This is a genomic window from Pseudarthrobacter sp. LT1, assembly GCF_035621795.1.
Lineage (GTDB): Bacteria > Actinomycetota > Actinomycetes > Actinomycetales > Micrococcaceae > Arthrobacter.
Genome location: NZ_CP141830.1, coordinates 4,547,667 through 4,565,832, shown reverse-complemented (window position 1 = coordinate 4,565,832; position 18,166 = coordinate 4,547,667). Strand labels below are relative to the sequence as shown.

The 18,166-nt window shown below is 67.4% G+C and carries 22 protein-coding genes; 11 read left to right on the top strand and 11 right to left on the bottom strand.

Annotation, left to right across the window (positions count from 1 at the left end; all coding sequences use genetic code 11):
• Window positions 1-2 precede the first annotated feature (2 nt).
• A complete protein-coding gene (locus tag VIK36_RS21430) occupies window positions 3-320 on the bottom strand; it encodes a hypothetical protein (protein ID WP_324643584.1) in 318 nt (105 codons plus the stop codon).
• 642 nt (window positions 321-962) lie between these two features.
• Between VIK36_RS21430 and dnaB the strand changes: the two genes are divergently transcribed.
• On the top strand, window positions 963-2,348 hold the full coding sequence (gene dnaB, locus VIK36_RS21425; RefSeq protein WP_159629496.1) for a replicative DNA helicase: 1,386 nt from the start codon (window positions 963-965) through the stop codon (window positions 2,346-2,348).
• Here dnaB and VIK36_RS21420 read toward each other — a convergent pair.
• Together VIK36_RS21420 and VIK36_RS21415 are read right to left on the bottom strand one after the other, a co-directional pair.
• Complete coding sequence (locus tag VIK36_RS21420; protein ID WP_324643583.1) at window positions 2,345-3,361, bottom strand: acyl-CoA thioesterase; 1,017 nt, start codon at window positions 3,359-3,361, stop codon at window positions 2,345-2,347. The two genes, dnaB and VIK36_RS21420, sit on opposite strands and share 4 nt — an antisense overlap.
• A 133-nt stretch (window positions 3,362-3,494) precedes the next feature.
• A complete protein-coding gene (locus VIK36_RS21415) occupies window positions 3,495-3,932 on the bottom strand; it encodes a DoxX family protein (RefSeq protein WP_224023859.1) in 438 nt (145 codons plus the stop codon).
• A gap of 109 nt (window positions 3,933-4,041) precedes the next feature.
• On the opposite strand from VIK36_RS21415, the gene VIK36_RS21410 reads away from it, so the two are divergent.
• The 3 genes from VIK36_RS21410 (at window position 4,042) to VIK36_RS21400 (ending at window position 6,529) form a co-directional block, all read left to right on the top strand.
• The gene (locus tag VIK36_RS21410; protein ID WP_324643582.1) at window positions 4,042-5,394 is read left to right on the top strand and encodes an MATE family efflux transporter; all 1,353 of its coding nucleotides are present in this window, start codon (window positions 4,042-4,044) and stop codon (window positions 5,392-5,394) included.
• Window positions 5,395-5,461: 67 nt separating this feature from the next.
• Window positions 5,462-6,052, top strand: coding sequence for a hypothetical protein (locus VIK36_RS21405; protein ID WP_324643580.1), 591 nt, complete (start codon window positions 5,462-5,464; stop codon window positions 6,050-6,052).
• A 99-nt stretch (window positions 6,053-6,151) separates the two neighbouring features.
• On the top strand, window positions 6,152-6,529 hold the full coding sequence (locus tag VIK36_RS21400) for a hypothetical protein (RefSeq protein WP_224023856.1): 378 nt from the start codon (window positions 6,152-6,154) through the stop codon (window positions 6,527-6,529).
• Between the two features lie 42 nt (window positions 6,530-6,571).
• On the opposite strand, the gene VIK36_RS21395 is transcribed toward VIK36_RS21400, so the two are convergent.
• Window positions 6,572-7,117 (bottom strand): CGNR zinc finger domain-containing protein, encoded by a 546-nt coding sequence (locus VIK36_RS21395; RefSeq protein ID WP_324643579.1) that lies wholly within the window; start codon window positions 7,115-7,117, stop codon window positions 6,572-6,574.
• A 71-nt stretch (window positions 7,118-7,188) separates the two neighbouring features.
• On the opposite strand from VIK36_RS21395, the gene VIK36_RS21390 reads away from it, so the two are divergent.
• Window positions 7,189-8,217 carry a DMT family transporter gene (locus tag VIK36_RS21390; protein ID WP_324643578.1) on the top strand — a complete coding sequence of 343 codons (1,029 nt, stop codon included), beginning with the start codon at window positions 7,189-7,191 and terminating at the stop codon, window positions 8,215-8,217.
• 85 nt (window positions 8,218-8,302) lie between these two features.
• On the opposite strand, the gene VIK36_RS21385 is transcribed toward VIK36_RS21390, so the two are convergent.
• On the bottom strand, window positions 8,303-8,566 hold the full coding sequence (locus tag VIK36_RS21385; RefSeq protein WP_110545130.1) for a WXG100 family type VII secretion target: 264 nt from the start codon (window positions 8,564-8,566) through the stop codon (window positions 8,303-8,305).
• A 210-nt stretch (window positions 8,567-8,776) separates the two neighbouring features.
• On the opposite strand from VIK36_RS21385, the gene VIK36_RS21380 reads away from it, so the two are divergent.
• Window positions 8,777-9,049, top strand: coding sequence for a DUF2277 domain-containing protein (locus VIK36_RS21380; RefSeq protein WP_324643576.1), 273 nt, complete (start codon window positions 8,777-8,779; stop codon window positions 9,047-9,049).
• A gap of 48 nt (window positions 9,050-9,097) precedes the next feature.
• Here the strand turns inward: VIK36_RS21380 and VIK36_RS21375 are convergent, their stop codons facing one another.
• The 6 genes from VIK36_RS21375 to VIK36_RS21350 form a co-directional block, all read right to left on the bottom strand.
• Complete coding sequence (locus VIK36_RS21375) at window positions 9,098-11,380, bottom strand: heavy metal translocating P-type ATPase (RefSeq protein ID WP_324643575.1); 2,283 nt, start codon at window positions 11,378-11,380, stop codon at window positions 9,098-9,100.
• A 28-nt stretch (window positions 11,381-11,408) separates the two neighbouring features.
• Complete coding sequence (locus VIK36_RS21370) at window positions 11,409-11,648, bottom strand: heavy-metal-associated domain-containing protein (RefSeq protein WP_324643573.1); 240 nt, start codon at window positions 11,646-11,648, stop codon at window positions 11,409-11,411.
• Window positions 11,649-11,716: 68 nt separating this feature from the next.
• Window positions 11,717-12,076 carry a metal-sensitive transcriptional regulator gene (locus VIK36_RS21365; protein ID WP_324643572.1) on the bottom strand — a complete coding sequence of 120 codons (360 nt, stop codon included), beginning with the start codon at window positions 12,074-12,076 and terminating at the stop codon, window positions 11,717-11,719.
• A gap of 299 nt (window positions 12,077-12,375) precedes the next feature.
• Entirely contained in the window at window positions 12,376-12,885 is a 510-nt protein-coding gene (locus VIK36_RS21360; RefSeq protein WP_324643571.1) for a universal stress protein, read from the bottom strand.
• Between the two features lie 81 nt (window positions 12,886-12,966).
• On the bottom strand, window positions 12,967-13,764 hold the full coding sequence (locus VIK36_RS21355; protein ID WP_324643570.1) for a class F sortase: 798 nt from the start codon (window positions 13,762-13,764) through the stop codon (window positions 12,967-12,969).
• A 103-nt stretch (window positions 13,765-13,867) separates the two neighbouring features.
• A complete protein-coding gene (locus VIK36_RS21350; protein ID WP_324643569.1) occupies window positions 13,868-14,608 on the bottom strand; it encodes a hypothetical protein in 741 nt (246 codons plus the stop codon).
• A gap of 276 nt (window positions 14,609-14,884) precedes the next feature.
• Between VIK36_RS21350 and VIK36_RS21345 the strand changes: the two genes are divergently transcribed.
• The 5 genes from VIK36_RS21345 (at window position 14,885) to VIK36_RS21325 (ending at window position 18,161) form a co-directional block, all read left to right on the top strand.
• Entirely contained in the window at window positions 14,885-15,085 is a 201-nt protein-coding gene (locus VIK36_RS21345; RefSeq protein WP_159629526.1) for a hypothetical protein, read from the top strand.
• Between the two features lie 72 nt (window positions 15,086-15,157).
• A complete protein-coding gene (locus VIK36_RS21340; protein ID WP_324643567.1) occupies window positions 15,158-16,267 on the top strand; it encodes an exo-alpha-sialidase in 1,110 nt (369 codons plus the stop codon).
• A complete protein-coding gene (locus VIK36_RS21335; protein ID WP_255173764.1) occupies window positions 16,260-16,547 on the top strand; it encodes a MoaD/ThiS family protein in 288 nt (95 codons plus the stop codon). Before VIK36_RS21340 ends, VIK36_RS21335 begins: the two co-directional genes overlap by 8 nt.
• Before the next feature lie 134 nt (window positions 16,548-16,681).
• Complete coding sequence (locus tag VIK36_RS21330; protein WP_255173763.1) at window positions 16,682-17,464, top strand: ABC transporter ATP-binding protein; 783 nt, start codon at window positions 16,682-16,684, stop codon at window positions 17,462-17,464.
• A complete protein-coding gene (locus VIK36_RS21325) occupies window positions 17,451-18,161 on the top strand; it encodes an ABC transporter ATP-binding protein (RefSeq protein ID WP_255173762.1) in 711 nt (236 codons plus the stop codon). The genes VIK36_RS21330 and VIK36_RS21325 overlap by 14 nt, the downstream gene beginning before the upstream one ends.
• The last annotated feature ends 5 nt before the right edge of the window (window positions 18,162-18,166 follow it).

The window sequence follows — 18,166 nt, the reverse complement described above, 5'->3', positions numbered from 1 at the left end:
TTTCATGAGCCGTTCTTTGTACTTCCTGGCCGTTGCCAGGTGCCGTTGCTTTGCTGGCCACCCGCCCGGATATGTTCCTGCTGCTGGTTGTGCTGCTGGGCGTTCTGGCTGGGGTGGGTGGCCGCCGCCAGGCGGGCCCGGGCGGCGGTGGCAGCCTGGACCTGGGCTGCGTAGTGGCGTGCCGAGCGCTCGGCAAGCTCGCGCTGGTATTTGTCGGCTTCCGACGTTCCCGCATCACGGGGCCGTAACGCGGTGGCAATGCCCCAGATGAGCGCCACTAAAGCTATCGCCGGCAACAGCACCAGCAGGAGATCGCCCATATGTAGAGCTTAATCCAGATTGGGTTTATCCACAGCAATATTCAACTGTGCGCATACAGGGCCGGGCGCTCGGCAGTCAAACTTTCGGCATGGAATATGAGGAGCACCACGAGCCCGCGGAGAGGCACGCTCCGGGGACCCTGCAACCCTCCTGCCGCTGCATATCCCCTTCAGCGCCTGTGGATGAAATTCCTTGGAGGAAATATTTACTCCACAAGCCGGCAATCCTGTTTTCGCAGGTCAGACGCGGAAAGCGGGCCAAAAAAATTTGGTATCCACAGAGTTCCCCACAGGCTGTGCACAAGCTATGCCGCATACTGCACAGGTTATCCACAGAACGTGCGTCTTGCCGGCTTTGCGGGTGGCGCCGTGGGGGCTAGCGTAGCGGGGTACCTGTTCTCCACAGTCGAAACAGGGCCCCCAGTTCGGTTTTCGGGGCTCTTCGCGCCGCCTCCCACGTCTCTCTGTGGAAAAGCTGTGGATATTGGGGATAACTCCGGCCCGGAGCTGGTTTCCGGACCCCGGAGCTTGATTGTCAGGGCCTGCGGGTAGACCTGGATGGGTGGCGGATCCGGTTGTCGGAGGCCGTGAACAGGATGGATCACCGGGCCGAACGCCCGGAACAAATGGAGGACGGCAGCTTTGTCAATCGCGCATCTGGACCCTGTTGAGGCAACCCGTGGATCGGACGCGAGCCGGAAGCCGCCACAGGACATCGCCGCCGAACAATCGGTCCTGGGCGGCATGATGCTCTCCAAGGACGCCATCGCGGATGTTGTTGAAATCCTCCGCGGCCAGGACTTCTACCGCCCGGCGCACGAGACCATCTATGAGGCCATCATCGACCTCTACGGCCGCGGGGAGCCTGCGGACGCCGTTACGGTGTCCGATGAACTGACCAAGCGTGCCGAGATCAACAGGATCGGCGGCCCGGCCTACCTGCACGAGCTCATCCAGACCGTGCCCACTGCAGCCAACGCCGGCTACTATGCCGAGATCGTGGCCGAACGTGCGGTGCTTCGCCGCCTGGTGAACGCCGGCACCAAGATCGTCCAGCTGGGCTATGGCTCCGACGGCGAGGTGGAGGACCTGGTCAACCAGGCCCAGGCGGAGGTTTACGCCGTGGCTGAACGCCGCACCGCCGAGGACTACGTGGTGTTGAAGGACGTCATGGAGTCCACGGTGGACGAAATAGAGGCGTCCGGCCACCGCGGGGAGGGCATGACCGGTGTCCCTACCGGGTTCTACGAACTCGATGAGCTGACCCACGGGCTCCACCCCGGACAGATGATCGTCATCGCTGCGCGCCCCGCCGTTGGTAAGTCAACGTTCGCCCTGGACTTCGCCCGGTCCGCGGCCATCAAGAACAACCTCTCCACGGTCATGTTCTCCCTGGAAATGGGCCGGAACGAGATCGCCATGCGCCTCCTGTCCGCCGAAGCCACCATTGGGCTCCAGGACCTCCGCAAGGGAACCATCAAGGACGAGCAGTGGTCCAAGATTGCCACCACCATGGGCAGGATGAACGATGCCCCGCTGTTCATCGATGACAGCCCGAACATGTCCCTGATGGAAATCCGGGCCAAGTGCCGCCGGCTCAAGCAGCAGCATGACCTCAAGCTGGTTATCCTCGACTACCTGCAGCTCATGAGCTCGGGCAAGAAGGTGGAGTCCCGCCAGCAGGAAGTCTCCGAGTTCTCGCGTGCGCTGAAGCTCCTCGCCAAGGAACTCCAGGTTCCCGTGATCGCCCTGTCCCAGCTGAACCGTGGATCGGAACAGCGCCAGGACAAGCGCCCCATGGTGTCGGACCTCCGTGAGTCCGGTTCCATCGAGCAGGATGCCGACATGGTCATCCTGCTCCACCGCGAAGACGTATATGACAAGGAATCGCCCCGCGCCGGGGAGGCGGACATCCTGGTGGCCAAGCACCGTAACGGCCCCACCAAGGACATTGTGGTGGCATTCCAGGGCCACTACTCCCGCTTTGCCAATATGGCGGGCGACGCCGGCGGCGGTGGCGGCTTCTAGGAGCCTTCGCTCCCGGAGCGGGACGGGGCGCTGCCGGCAGGTCCCGCTGGGGCGAGAAGGTGGTTCGGCAGGCGGTTCCCCGGTGCCGTGCCCCGGATTTCGAGGAGTTCGCGGGCATGGGCGTGGAGCCGCTTGTCTTCCTCGCTGACCGGCACCCATGCCGGGACGGGCACCGAGTTCCCGTCGTCGTCGCGCGCCACCATCACGGTGAGGCAATAGGTGGTGAGGTTCAACTCCCGGCCCTTGGGATCGCCGGAACGGACGTGGACCGCGATGTGCATGCCTTTGGTCCCCGTGTACACCAGCCGTGCCTCCACCTCCACAACGTGGCCAATCAGCAGGGGCCGGTAGAAGCGCACGCCGCCGGAGAAGACCGCCACGGTGTCCCGGCCACAGTAGCGGGAGGCGCAGACGTACGCGGCTTCGTCGATCCACTTCATGACGATGCCGCCGTGGACCTTGCCGCCCCAGTTCACGTCGGTCGGGGCGGCCATGAACCGCAGCGTCACGCGTTCGGCCGTGCCCGCGTCCGTATATTCCTGCCGGTTCATAGCTTCCACAATCTGCTCACGGACCTTGATCCGGGCCAGCGCGTGGTCCCGTTGCTCGATCTCGGCAGGGCTGGATGGTTCAAACTGCTGCACCGGGATGGGCTTGCCGTCCGCCCCGACCGCCACGAAGATCACCATGCACTGGCTGCGCATCGTGGCCGGGCCGCCTTTCGGATCCCCGGAAGAGACCACGGTGTGGATGTGCATGGAGGACCGGCCGGTATAGACGATGGTCGCTTCCACCTCCACCATGTCCCCGCTGTTGACGGGATCGGCGAAGTGGATGTTTCCCACATAGGCGGTTACGCAGTAGGACTTGGCCCACCCCACCGCTGCGGCGTAGGCGGCCTTGTCCACCCACTCGAGCACCGTGCCGGCATCCACCGAGCCGCTGTGCCCAACGTCGGTGGGAGCGGCGAGGAAGCGGAGGGTTACGGAGTTGGGACGGCCGGTCTCAGTCATGCTGCGATCCTACTGGCGGCCCCGGTTACCGGCCGGTTGGCGCTGCAACAAAGCCAGGGCGCAGCTTAAAAGTCCGACGGCGGCAGGGCACCGTGGGTGCCTTGCCGCCGTCGTTCGGGTCATGCGGGAGCTGCTAGGCGAGGACCGCCAGGCGGGACTCCGGGCGGCGGCCGAAGAGGGCGCGGTCCAGGGAGAGCCGGCCGGCTCCGGTGAGGGCCAGGGCGAAGGATGCCGCGGCCAGCAGCAGCACGAGTTCGTAGCCTCCGTTTGCCGCGAACACGCCGGCAGGCGCGTGCACCAGGAACAGGGCGCCCAGCATGTCCAGGACGAGGAGGGCGGCCACCACGCGGGTGAGGATCCCCAGGATCAGGGCAATACCGCCGGCAAGTTCCAGGACCGCAATGGCAGGGGCCATGACGTCGGCGGCCGGAACGCCCATCTTGGCGAAGGAAGCCTGGGTGCCGGCGATGGTCCATTCATTGAACTTCTGCCAGCCGTGGGCTGCGAAGAGGAAGCCAAGGATGATGCGGAGGGCGGCAAGGGCGGTCGTGGTCAGTGCTTGCTTGTTCATGCCTTCCACTGTTCCCCATATATAGTTGAAGTGTCAACTAAGTTGCCCTGATTGTGGGGTTTGTCATGCCGGACGCGTTCCGGCCGGCAGGCGCGGTTAAGCTGGCAACGTGCCCCAACAACCTGCCCTTGCCGCCGCGGCCGGCACCCGCGCCCCTGCCCGCGAGATTCTCCGCCTCGCAGTCCCTGCGTTCGGGGCGCTGGTGGCTGAACCCCTTTTCCTGGTGGCTGACTCCGCCATCGTGGGGCATCTCGGCGTCGCCCAGCTCGCGGGGGTGGGGCTGGCATCAGCCGTGCTGCAGACCGCCGTCGGACTGATGGTCTTCCTGGCCTACTCCACGACGCCCGCCGTGGCGCGTGCCATCGGCGAAGGGCAGCTGGGCAAGGCGCTGGCGGCAGGGCGCGACGGCGTGTGGCTGGCAGCCCTCCTCGGCGTACTGTTGGCGGTGGCCGGGTTCGCCGCGGCCGAACCGCTCATCGACCTGTTGGGCGCGGAAGGCAGTGCCCGTACGTTTGCCATCGACTATTTCCGCTGGTCCATGCCGGGCCTGGTGGCGATGCTGCTGATCTTCGCCGGCACCGGTGTGCTGCGCGGGCTGCAGGACACCCGGACCCCGCTGGTGGTGGCGACGGCCGGATTCGGTGTGAACATTGTGCTGAACTTGTGGCTGGTCTATGGCCTGGGCTTGTCCGTGGCCGGCTCGGCGATCGGCACCAGCGTCGCCCAATGGGCCATGGCTGCGGTCTATGTGGTGATGGTGCGCCGGAACGCCGTACGCCACGGCGTAAGCCTGCTGCCCAGCTGGCGGGGGATCCGCAGCATGACCCGCGTCGGATCCTGGCTCATGCTGCGCACGCTCAGCCTGCGGGCAGCCATCCTGGCCACGGTGCTGGTGGTGACGGCCCAGGGTGAGGTCAACCTCGCCGCCCACCAGCTGGCCATGACCATTTTTTCCTTCCTGGCGTTCGCCCTGGATGCCCTGGCCATCGCCGCGCAGGCGCTCATCGGGAAGGAGTTGGGCGCTTCGAATGCCGGCAGGGCCAGGCTCCTGACCGGCACCATGATCAGATGGGGCGCGGGGTTCGGCGTGGTGACGGGCCTGCTGCTGGCCGTGGTTGCCCCTTGGGCGGGGGCCCTGTTCACCCCGGATCCCCAGGTGCAGTCGGCGCTCACGGTCGCCCTCTGGGTCCTGGCTGCCGGGCAGCCCATCGCCGGCTACGTCTTCGTCCTGGACGGGGTGCTGATCGGCGCGGGGGACGCCCGGTACCTCGCCCTTGCCGGGCTGGTGAACATCGCCGTCTACGTGCCGCTGCTGGCCTGGGTGGCAATCTCTGGTGCCACCGGCGCCGCAGGGCTGGGCTGGCTGTGGGCCGCTTTCGGCGTGGGGTACATGGCTGCGCGGGCACTCACGCTGGGCGTGCGCGCCCGGTCCGACCGCTGGATGGTCCTGGGCTCCGCCTGAACAGCTTTGCTGTGCCCGGGCGCAGTGCCCGGTTCGACCTTCCGGCAGCCCCCACTAAACTGGACCGGTGACGCAACCATCCACCCCTGCCGGCGCTGCCGCGGGAACTGCCCCCCGTAACGACCTCTGGAAGCCGGTCCTGCTGCGCTCGGCTGCTGCCCTGGCATTCGGTGCCGTGACGGTGTTTTGGACTTCGCCTTCCGTGGAGGTCATGGGCTGGGCCGGCGGCCTCTATCTCCTGGCCACCGGCGTGGTTTCCCTCCGCGCCATCCCCGCGGCAGGGATCGCGCAGAAGTCGGCGCCGGGGAAAATGTTGTCCTTCGCCGGGGCCTCCTCCGCCGGCGCAGGCGTGGTGGTGCTCCTGCTGCACAGCGACCTGGTGTTCGGGGTGATTGCCGCCCTGGGCCTCGGTGTGGCCGGTGTCCTCGAGCTTGCCTGCGGCTTGCGGCACAGAGGCCGTCACGTCCTGGCGCGCGACTGGATAGCGTCCGGGATCATCGGGATTGGAACAGCGGTGCTGCTGCCGTTCTTCATCAACCTCGGCGCCCACGCTCTGCTGGGCGTGGCCGGTGGAGGGGCGATCATTTCCGGTGTCCTGTGGGTGTTGTCCGGCCTGACGCTGCGGCACGATGCCCGGGGCGGCGCAGGAAAGCCGTAAACTAGGAGGAGCGCCCTTCTACTTTCTGTAGAAAATCGGGTGCGAAACCGCAATTCGTACACCAGGCCGGCCGTGCGCCGCCTGCAGGGAGGAACCACCGTGGCTGACCAGCATCAAGGAAAACCGCGCAAGCTGCGGACCTCGGTGAAGGGGCCGCTGATGTTTTCGGCCTTCTGGGCCGTCGTCGCCTTCGTTGCAGTGCTGATCTTCGCCTCCGGGGGAAGTGCCCGGGCGCCCCGCTTCGACCTCGCCTTCACGGCGGCCGGCATCGCCTTTATCGTGACCCTGGTGATCGCGGCCATGCTCTCGATGAGCTACAAGGAGAACGCCGAACACCTGGGCAAGGGTTCGGGCGTGAACCTGAGCTCGGCGCCCAAGGCATCCCCCCACGGAGGGTCCGGCCACGGCTTCGGTGCTCCGGGCAGTCAGAACCCGCCGGCATCCGGCGACGGCGCCGACGGCACGCCCCAGCGCTAGGGCCAAAGCGGCGCACAACGGAACGCGGGCCGCGCCGGCCTGCTAGTTCGCGGCCGCCTGCCTGGCCCGGTAGGCCGCAACGTGGGCCCGGTTGGCGCAGTTCCCCGTGTCGCAATACCGCTTTGACCGGTTGCGGCTCAGATCCAGCACGGCGGCATCGCAGTCCTCGGATTCGCAGGTGCGCAGCCGCTCCATCTCTTTGCCGCGAATCACGTCTGCCAGCGCCATGGCCGCCTCGGTACTCATCCGGTCCGCCAGGGGAGCCTCCGGTGCCGTCGCATGCAGATGCCAGTCCCAGCCGTCGTGCTTCATCAGCTGGGGCAGTGCGTTCGCGTCCCGCAGGAGCCGGTTGACGGTGTCAACGGCGGCATCCTCATCCGCTGTCCACACCGCTGCCAGTTCACGGCGCAGCTGCCGCACACTTTCCAGCTCCGCGGCATCCCGGGCCCGCCCCCCGGAAAATCCCTCGGCGGCCAGGAAGGCATCCAGGTCCGCAACCGAGGACAGCCCCTCCCTGCCATTCGCGGCCGTATTGATGAGGTTCACCACTGTCCGCAGCGCCACTTCGGTGTCAGGGGCGAAAACCATGTTGACTCCTTACAGTGCCCGGGCGTAATGTCATGAGCATTACCCCACTTTACTCCTGACAGGAGGCGACGGTGCCTGCCGCCAAAAACCACCTCCCCACCACCGAGCTGCCCGCCGGTCGCCCCGGCTTCCTGGCATCCGGGCTGGGGATTGCGCTGTTCTCCTCCGCGGTCTTCGGCCTGTCCGGCTCCTTTGCCAAGTCATTGCTGGAGACCGGCTGGTCGCCGGGAGCTGCCGTCACCGCCCGCCTGACGGGTGCAGCCCTGATCCTTGCGCTGCCGGCTGCCGTCGCGCTCAAGGGCCGCTGGCATCAGCTGAGGGACAATTGGCTCACCATCGTGCTGTTCGGGCTCATTGGCGTGGCGGCCTGCCAGTTGTTCTACTTCAATGCCGTGGCACGGCTGTCCGTGGGCGTGGCACTCCTGCTGGAGTACCTGGCCCCGGTGATCATCGTCCTGTGGCTCTGGGCCGCGAGCCGGCGGCACCCCCGGCTGCTGACCTCCGGGGGGACACTGCTGTCCCTGGCCGGGCTGGTGCTGGTCCTGGACCTCACGGGAGCCGTCAAGGTGGATCTGGTGGGGGTCCTTTGGGGGATGGCGGCCGCCGTTTGCCTGGCCATCTACTTCTTCATCACGGCCAAGGAAAACGACACCCTGCCTCCCATCGTGCTGGCGTCAGGGGGGCTCATGACGGGCGCTGCCGTGATGTGGCTTGCGGCCGCCACCGGCCTGCTGCCCATGGCCTTCAGCACCGCGGACACCACGCTTGGACCCTGGACCACGCCGTGGTGGGTGTCCCTGGCCGGGCTGGTGGTGCTGGCCACCGTTTTGGCCTACGTTTCCGGCGTCATGGCCGCCCGCGCCCTCGGTTCCAAAGTGGCATCCTTCGTCTCGCTCACCGAGGTCCTGTTCGCCGTCCTGTGGGCGTGGCTGCTGCTCGGGGAACTTCCCGGCGCCATCCAGCTCCTCGGGGGAGTCCTGATTGTCGGCGGTGTGATCCTGGTCCGGCTTGACGAGCTTCGCGCCTCCGCAGGCGAAGCGGGTATGAATGTCCAGGCGTCGCCGCTGGAGCACGCGAACGACGTCGAGCCCGTCCCTTAAGCACGCGCGCGCCGTCGTCGTGGGCAAACACAAAAGGGCAGGGACACCTGGTGGTGTCCCTGCCCCCGCCTGTTGGCGGTAAAGCCTAGTGGGAGGCCTGGCTCTGCTCTTCGGCGTTGCGCTTGGCCTGTGAGCCGGCTTCCTTCAGTGCCTCGGCAACCTTGGTCAGCATGGCGGTGTGGGTACCGGACCACTCGTTGCGGAACTTGGTGGCGTCCGGACCTTCCCAGTTGGTGCTGCTCAGAACCTTCGTGAGAGTGGACTTCTGCGTCTCGATCTCGGACGCACCTGCCTGAAGCTTGCTGCCGAGCTGGCGAAGCTGCTCAACGTCTGCACCCCAAATAGCCATCAGTTTCTCCTTGTTAGGTGTGGATCCGAACCAGATCGGCATCCCCAGCGGCCCCCCGGCTCATCCGGAAGATCCATTGCCTAAAACCTATCCCGGCCCCCAAACAGTGTCGATGGGCAGCCCTGCCCATGCCGGGCTCCCCATGGACGCCGGGTGAAGACCATGAAAAAAGGGTCGATCCCAGGCGTTGGAAGAGCCTAGCATGGCGTTATGTGCCGGAATATCCGAACCCTCCATAACTTCGAGCCACATGCCACGTCCGAGGAAGTGCACGCGGCCGCGCTGCAGTACGTCCGCAAGATCAGCGGCAGCACCAAGCCGTCCAAGGTAAACCAGGAGGCCTTTGACGACGCCGTGCATGAGATCGCGCACATCACGCAGCACCTGCTGGATGCGCTGGTAACGCAGGCGCCGCCCAAGGACCGGGACGCGGAAGCGGCCAAGGCCAAGGCGCGTACCGCGGTGCGGTACGGCGCGGCCTAAGCCCCTGCTGCTGATTGCCCAGGCTGCGGCTGCCTGCCGGGGCTGCGGTTACTTGCCGAAGCTCCGCAGCCGCAGCGAGTTGGTCACCACCAGGACCGAGCTGGCGGCCATGGCGGCGCCGGCAATCATCGGATTGAGCAGCCCCAGGGCGGCCACCGGGATGCCCACCGCGTTGTAGAAGAACGCCCAGAACAAGTTGGTCTTGATGGTGCCCAGGGTCTTCCGGGACAGCTCAATGGCCTGCGCCACCTGGGCGAGGTCGTTGCCCATCACTGTCAGGTCCGCGGCTTCGATGGCCACATCCGTGCCCGACCCCATCGCAATTCCCAAGTCGGCCTGCGCCAGCGCCGCAGCGTCATTGACGCCGTCCCCGGCCATGGCCACCGTGGCACCGCCGGCCTGAAGCTTCCGGACTGCCTCGACCTTTCCTTCCGGCAGGATGCCGGCGTAGACATCGTCCGGAGCGATGCCGACGGCGGCGGCCACCTGGGCGGCCACGGCGGCGTTGTCACCGGTCAGCAGGATGGGCCGCAGGCCCAGTTCCTTCAACCGGTCGACGGCGGCCGCGGACCCCGCCTTGACGGTGTCCCTGAGGCTGATGATTCCGGCGGCTTTCCCGTCCACGGCGACGCAGATCGCCGTTGCGCCGCCCGCTTCCGCCGATCCGAGCGTGGCCCGCTGGCCGGCGTCCAGGACGATCCCGTTCTGCTCCAGCCAGCCGCGCCGCCCGGCCATCACGGCCCTGCCCTCAACGGTTCCCGACACTCCGCCGCCCGGCGCGGAACTGAACCCCTGCACGGAAGGCAACGTGCCGGCGTCGTCCGTGGCGCCCGTGGACGGGGCCGCGGCGGCTGCGGCAGCGATGGCGCGGGCCACCGGGTGCTCGGAGGCTGCCTCTACGGCTCCGGCCAGCCGGAGGACGTCCTGGTCCTGGAAACCCGCGAATGCTGCCGTGGCGTCCACGGCCAGGACGCCGGTGGTGACCGTGCCTGTCTTGTCCAGCAGGATGGTGTCCACGGTGCGGGTGTCTTCAAGGACCTGCGGGCCCTTGATCAGGATGCCCAGCTGCGCGCCGCGGCCGGTGCCCGTCAGCAGGCCCACGGGCGTGGCCAGGCCGAGTGCGCAGGGGCAGGCAATGACGAGCACGGCGACGGCGGCCGTAAACGCCTGCCGAAGGTGGTCGCCGTCAGCGGCCGGGCCGGCGAGGAGGAGCCAGAGCACGAACGTCACGACCGCCAGTGCCAGGACCACCGGTACGAAGACCGCACTGATCCGGTCCGCGAGCCGTGCAATCGGTGCCTTGCCGGTCTGGGCCTGTGACACCAGCCGCGCCATCTGGGCAAGGGTGGTTTCGGAACCAACCCGGGTAGCGCGGACCAGCAGGCGGCCGGACGTGTTGATGGTGGCGCCGGTGACACGGCTGTCCGGCCCCACCTCCACGGGGACTGATTCACCCGTCACCAGTGAGGCGTCAACGGCCGAGGCGCCGTCCACCACCACGCCGTCGGTGGCGATCTTCTCTCCAGGGCGGACCACCAGGACGTCGCCCACCTGCAGCAGGTCGGCGGGGATCTTCTCTTCGTTGCCGTTGCGCAGGACCGTGGCATCCTTGGCACCCAGGTTCAACAGGGCCTGGAGGGCGTCGCCGGCCTTCTGCTTGGCGTTGGCCTCCAGGTGCCGGCCCAGGAGCAGGAAGGTGGTGACGACGGCCGCCACCTCGAAGTACAGGCCGCCGGACATGCCCTCCATGCCAGGGTGCTCAGTCATGCGCGGATCGGCCAGCAGCTCCCAGGCCGAGAACAGGTACGCTGACGCCACCCCGAGGGACACCAGGGTGTCCATGGTGGAAGCGAAGTGCCGCGCGTTGATGGCCGCCGCGCGGTGGAAGGGCCACGCAGCCCACGTGACCACCGGCAGCGCCAGCACCGCCGCCACCCAGCCCCAGTTGGCGAACTGGAACGCCGGGACCATGCTGACCAGGAACACCGGGACGGTCAGGACCGCCGCAAGGATGAGGCGCGGGCGCAGCAGGGACGCGGGGATTGGGGCGGGTTCAGCCGCGGCCCCGGCTTCCGGGCCCGTAGGGCGCTGCTGGCGCACATGTGCCTTGTAGCCGGCCGCGTTAACCGTATCCACCAGCTGTTCGTCGGTGACACCGTCCGGGACCGTGACGTAGGCCGACTCGAGTGGCAGGTTGACCGTTGCAGCCACGCCGTCGAGCTTGACAAGCTTCTTTTCCACGCGGTTGACGCAGGACGCGCAGGTCATCCCTTCGATGTCGAGTTCGACGACGCGGGTGCCCGGCGGGTGGAGCAGTTCCTGGTGGCTCATTGTCAGCTTTCCGGTAGTGGAAGGGTTTCTAGGCTTCGTTGGCAACCACCAGGTAGCCGGCTTCGGCTACGGCTTCGCCGATTTCCGCGGGGGAGAGTTCCGTGGCTGAAGTGACGGTGACGGTGGAAATGCCGCCGGCGTTCAGGTCCACGCTCACTGCTTCAACGCCTTCAAGGGCTTCGAGTTCTTCGCTGACTGCCGACACGCAGTGTCCGCAGGTCATGCCCGAGACGCTGATGGTTGTGGTGGTGGGGGAGGTGGTGCTCATGGCTTGCTCCTTCATGTGGTGCCGGCGGTGGCCGGGTTGGTGTGAGGGTGTGTCAGCGAAAGGTTGTGTCAGCGAAGCAGCCGGCCGATTGCGTCGGCAGCTTCCTTTACCTTGGCATCGATGGCTTCTGCGCGTGCGTCGGGGTCCGGCTCGGAGGCCGCCCCCACTACGCAGTGGCCGATGTGTTCCTCGACCAGCCCAAGGCTGACGGCGTGCAGGGCCTTGGTGACGGCGGCAACCTGGGTGAGGATGTCGATGCAGTACTTGTCCTCATCCACCATCCGGGCAATGCCCCGCACCTGGCCCTCAATGCGCTTCAGGCGCCGCAGGTACGCGTCCTTGTTTCCCGTGTACCCGTGCTGCGGGGCAGCGCCATCCTCCCCGGCCGGCTGTTCGGCGGCCGCAACGGCTTTTTCGATAGCGTTCATGGAGCCAACATATACCCCTTGGGGGTATCAGCGCAAGTACCCCCTGGGGGTATGCGCAGGGATGCTGGGGCAGGCGCAGGTCCCCGGTCCGTCAGGGCACAAAAAAGCTCCGGAGTGCGTTATTGGGGGATACGCACTCCGGAGCAGCTTTTGGGCAATTCCGGCTTCCACCTGGGTGGATCGGCCTTGCTTGAATCAGCTTACTGGCTGGTACGGGGCTGCGCCAGCACCGCGAATAACTACTTTCGCTTTACTTTAATCACGTCCGGAACGGAGGCATTTTGCCCCGGCTGCGCCGGTCATGGCCGGTCCTCATGGGCCGGCATCCGGTAGGGAACCACCAGCACCGGCCGGCTTTGATGGTGGCTGAGCCAAGACCCAACGGACCCGCCCAAAGCCTCGGAGAGGCGATGGGACAATCCACGTTCCGAGGTTCCCACGATGATCATGGGGGCATCCACTTCCGCGGCCAGCTGCCCCAGTGCACGGGCCGCGTCTCCCGTAAGGGTGCGGAAGGACCACTCTGGGGGGCTGCCGCCGGGCAGCTTGTCCACGGTGGCCTGGACCACTGCTTTCAGCTCCGTTGCGAGTTCCAGCATGTTGTCATCAGCGTCCGGGTGGCGGGAAAGGCGGTGGGCGGAGCGGGCCGGGTCCCACTCCACGAGGTAGCTGGCTTCATCCACGTACGCGCAGACCAGGGGGGCGCCCAGCCGGGCAGCCAGGACGGCCGCGGTCTGGATGACCTCCGGGTGCTGTTTGGGCATGATCCCCACCAGCAGCGGGGCCCCGTCGAAATGTTCCCACGTCATGCTGCCCATTGTCCGCCCGCCCAAGGCCGCCTGAACAGTTAAGTTAGGCCCGGGCTCGTCCCGGGAAAACGGGGTGCGGTGCTAGGGAACGGCGGGGGAGGCGGTGACCACGACGTTCTTGCCCCACGGATCCTCTGTGTAGCAGCTGATGAGGACCAGCCGGTTGGGCACCATGTCCCAGACCGGGCTGTCCTTGAGGCCGGACTTCAGGTAGGTCGTGACGCTGTCCACGTGATAGCTGATGGTTCCGGCCGGAGTCTGGACATCCAGCAGGTCGCCAACGGCGGCCGCCGAGCTCAAATGGTTGAAGGGGGCGTCCGCGCCCTCCCAGCTGTGGCCGATGACGTAGGTGGTGTTGCCGGAGCCCTTTCCGGGGATGCCGAAGGCCGTGAGCCAGTACCCGTCCTTGGTGGCAGGGGGCTCTATGGTGCGGCTGGACTGGGCTTCGCCGTCCAGGTCCAGGGGTTGGACGGCTACGTCGAAGGCGGCTGCCGGGTAGCGGATGTGCAGGGGCGGGGCGGCCGGCGGAAGGTCAGGTGCGTCCGCCGCCGGTGGGGCCGGAGCCTGGGCGGCCGCGGCTGGCGGCTGTGGCACGCCGGTTTCCGCAATGGGAGCCGCGGCACCGAGGGGTCCGGCGGCAGGGGACCCGGCGGCAACGGGAACGCTGCGGGCCGAAGCGGAGACGCTGCCGGCGGCCAGCAGCGGAGCCGGGTGGAACAGGGGAGCGCCAACCGTAAAGGACAGGAAGGCGAGGATGCCGCAACAAAGGATGGCCAGGTCGCCCCGGTTCCACCGCCGCCACGACTGCCGCCTGGTGATGCTTCGCCCGGGCCCTGCGTGCCGGCGTCGGTCCTGTCGCTTGGCGTTCCCCTGTGGCATGGCATTCCTTAAGGGTTGGGCTGGATGGGAAGGAAGGCGCCCTGCCGGGCACTGGCAGGACGCCTTCCTTGTCGGGAAGCCACGGGAAGTGGCGGATGCCGGGCTAGCCGGCGGTGTGCAGCGGACGTGGCCGGCGGCGTACTGCCACTGCTGCTCCCGCGGCGGCCAGCGCTCCCACACCTGCAAGCCAGCCGGGCGCGCCGTCAACGGAACCCACAGCCGTCTGGGCGTTGTAGCCCTGGTTGGTCCCCACACTGGCGGCCGCTGCGGCGGGGGCTGCCTTCGGAGCCGCGGCCTGCTGGGCAGGCGTTGCCTGGGCGGGTACAGCTGCCGGGGCCACCGCGGCCGGCGGCACCACCGCAGGGGTTTCCGCTACAGGGGTTTCCGCCGGAGGCTGCACCACGGGTTGTTCCGCGGGCTGGTCGACGACGACGGGCGTCTCCTGGGCCGGCGGGGTCACCACGGGCGGCTGCTCCGTAGGAGGCGCCACCACCGGGGGTTCCTCGGCGGGCGGCGTGGCGGGAGGGCTTACGGGAGGGTCGACGACGACGGGCGGATCCACGGGATCGAGCACCTCGCCGGGCGGCAGCGGCGCGCACTTGGCGACGTAGAGTGCCTTTCCGGCGCTGGTCCAGTTCTTGCCCGGTGTATTGGACGTCGGCGGAATGATGTCCAGCGGATGCTGGTCGTGGCCGCCCAGCCCGTTGATGCTGAATTCCAAAGGTGCCCAGGTGCTGCCGTCGCTGTGGCAAACGGTGACTTTCTCCCCCGCGGCCATGGCGGGCGCCGTGAGGCTGATCAGGCCGAGCCCAACCACCCCCAGTGTGGCTAAGGTGCGTTTCATGATTTCTCCCCATATGTGTGAAACGGACCATGGCGGGGACGTGCCAGCGGTGGCGCCGTATGCCCCAGCAGCACGGTCAGCTTGCCTTGAGATTTCAGGCTAGGGGCGCCGCCCGGGGCAGTCGCCAGTAGGGGGTACTCGTCTTTCCCCGGGGCCGGCCGGCCAAGTTACCTGCCAGTACCCTAAACCCGGGCCGCGCCACCTGCTTCCGCGCCGGGACCTTGTCCGCCGGGTGGGCCGCGCCTAACGTTTTAAGTGAAGCAAGGAGGGGGAATCGTGGAAATCTTCATGTGGTGGCTGGACCTGGACCTCGCCAGCAAGGAGTGGCTGCGGCAAAACCTCCATTCAGAGGAACTGCCGCTTCCGGTGCTCCAGGGGATCGCGGAGGCGGGCGGTCCGCATCCCGGCAATCCCGCTGCAGTGCTGACCGCCGCAGACTGGGACTTCATCGAGACCCAGTCGGAATTCGTGGACTGATCCCGCCCGCCGGCAGTTCAGGGAGCCGAAGGGGGCCTGAACCCGTTGCGCCTTGGCCACTGCGGTGGTTGCATGGTCCGCATGGCAACGGCGGCAGAATCATTCCTCCTGGCAATCGGCACCAAGAAAGGGCTGTGGCTCGCCACAAGCCGGGACAGGCGGGAGTGGTCCTTCACCGGCCCGCATTTCCTCATGGCTGAAATCCCCAGCATCGGAATCGATACCAGGGAGGGCCGCACCCGCATCCTGGTGGGCGTCCGCAGCCCGCACTGGGGGCCCACGGTTGCACACTCCGATGACCTGGGCGCCACCTGGTCCGAGCCGGAGCATGGCGCCATCACGTTTCCCGAGGACACCGGCGCCGCCCTGGACCGTGTGTGGCAGATCTACCCGGACGCCGAGTCCCGTCCCGGAGTGGTGTGGGCCGGCGCCGAGCCCATCTCCGTCTGGAAGTCCACGGACGGCGGCGAGCACTTCGAGTTGAACCGGGGCCTGTGGGACCACCCGCACCGCAGTGAATGGGGAGCCGGCTATGGCGGTGCGGCGGCACATTCCATCGTGGTGGACCCTGCGGGTCAAACTGTGCACGTCGCCATGAGCACCGGCGGCGTGTACCGCTCGCTCGACGGCGGAACGTCCTGGGAGGCGCGCAACAAGGGCATCTCGGCCTACTTCATGCCGGACCCCAACCCCGAGTTCGGCCAGTGCGTCCACAAGATCGCCGCCGATGCTGTGGTGGAAGGACGCCTCTACGCCCAGAACCACCACGGCGTCTACCGGACAGACGACAATGCCGACAGCTGGAACTCCATCGCGGAGGGCCTGCCCGCGGACTTCGGCTTCGTGATGCTGACGCATCCGCGCCGGGACGGCACCGCCTGGGTTGTTCCGCTGAAGGCCGACGGCGAACGCATTCCTCCCGACGGAAAGCTCGCCGTCCACCGCACGGACGACGCCGGGAACAGCTGGAAGCGGCTCAGCACCGGGCTCCCCGGGCAGGAGTACAACAGTGTGCTCAGGGACGCCGCCTCGGTGGACACCGCCGAACCCGCCGGCGTCTACTTCGGTACCCGGGGCGGGACGGTCTACGCGAGCGCGGACGAAGGGGAGACTTTCACGGAAGTGGCGTCGCACCTCCCGGACGTCCTCTGCGTCCGGGCGGCAGTGGTGGCCGGTGCCTGAGATCTCGCTGCTGCTTCCCGGTGTCCTGCAGCCGCTGGCCGGCGGGCAGTCCGTCCTGTCCACCCGGGCCGACGGGCCGGTGACGGTGGCACACCTGCTTGATGCGGTGGCCTCGGACTATGCCGTGCTGGGCCGGCGGCTCCGCGATGAAACCGGGGCCCTGCGCAGATTCGTGAACATCTATGTGGGCGGCGACGAAGTGCGGCGGCTGCAGGGCCTGGACACCGAGGTCCAACCCGGCCAGGAAGTGCTGGTAATCCAGTCCGTGGCGGGTGGCTGAGCCGCGCCTGGAGTCCTGACCGCCAAACGATTCCAAAATCGTTGACAATTTCGTCCGCGATCCGTACCGTCGGTTTCGTGCAGTGGTGATCAACTGCACCCATTCCTAGCGATGATGCGACAGGAAGGTACAGGGTGGCCGCGAGCCTGAGCCTCAAGGACGTCAGCCTGCACTTCGGCGGGGTCAAGGTGCTGCAGGACGTCAGCTTCGACGTCGAGCCCGGCGTGATCTTCGGCCTGGTGGGCCCCAACGGTGCCGGCAAGACCTCCCTGTTCAACTGCATCAGCGGCCATTACCGGCCAAGCTCCGGATCGATTTCCATCGACGGGACCGAGGTTTCCGGCAGTGCCCCTTCCCGGATGGCCCGCCTTGGACTTGCGCGCACCTTCCAGCATCCTGCGCTCCAGCTAAACACCACAGTGCTGCAGAACGTGCTCCTCGGAGGGCACACACGGCTCCCCGGCGGCCCGGTCTCCTGGGCGCTGAGGATGCCTTACACCGTCCGGGCCGAGCGCGCTGTCCGTAACGAGGCGCTCGAACTCCTTGCCAAGGCCGGGCTGGGCTGGGCGGCGGATGTGCCAGCCGACGAACTCTCCCACGGGCTGCATAAAGGCATCGAGCTGTGGCGGGCCCTTCTTTCCAGGCCCGCCCTGCTTCTTCTCGACGAGCCGGCAGCCGGGCTCTCCCACGGGGAAGTCGAACAACTCATCGCCACCGTGAAGCGCCTCCGCGCCGAGCAGGACGTCACCATCATCATCGTGGAGCACCACATGGGACTCATCTCCGCGCTCACCGACCAGGTGGTGGTCCTGGACCACGGACGGAAGCTGATGTCGGGAACCGCGGCGGAGGCCCAGTCCGATCCCCGCGTCATCGAGGCCTACATTGGGAGGGACGCCGCGGATGACGCTGCTTGAACTCACGGACGTGACAGCGTCCTACGGGCCCGTGCAGGTCCTGGACGGGGTCTCGCTCAGCGTGCCGGACGGCGGGTCCGTGGGCATCCTGGGCGCGAACGGGGCGGGCAAGACCACCACGCTCCGCGCCATCAGCGGCAGCGTCAGGACCGGTGGACGGATCAGGTTCGATGGCCGGGACATCCGGGGCCTCCGGCCGGACCAGGTGGCCGCGCTGGGCATAGCCCACGTGCCCGAGGGCCGGGGCACACTGGGCCAGCTCAGCGTGCGCGAGAACCTGATGGTGGGCTCCTACCTGCGCAAAGACCGGAAGGCCATCGCCGGGGACATCGACTACTGCCTTGACCTGTTCCCGCAGCTGCAGGACCGGGTGGGCTCGCGGGCGGCGGCACTGTCCGGCGGCGAACAACAGATGCTCGCGGTGGGCCGCGCCTTCATGGCCAAACCCAAACTGCTGCTTTTGGACGAAGCCTCGCTGGGGCTTGCGCCCAGCACTGCCAAGGCGGTCTACCAGGCCATCCGCCGGCTGCGGCTCGAGTCCGGGATCGCCATGCTGGTGGTGGAACAGAATGCGAACCTCGCATTCTCCTTGGTGGACACCGCCACGGTCCTGGAAACGGGCCGGAACGTCCTCACCGGAACCTCGGCCGAACTCAAGGGCATGGACGAAATCCGCCGCGCCTACCTGGGGGGCTGACCGGC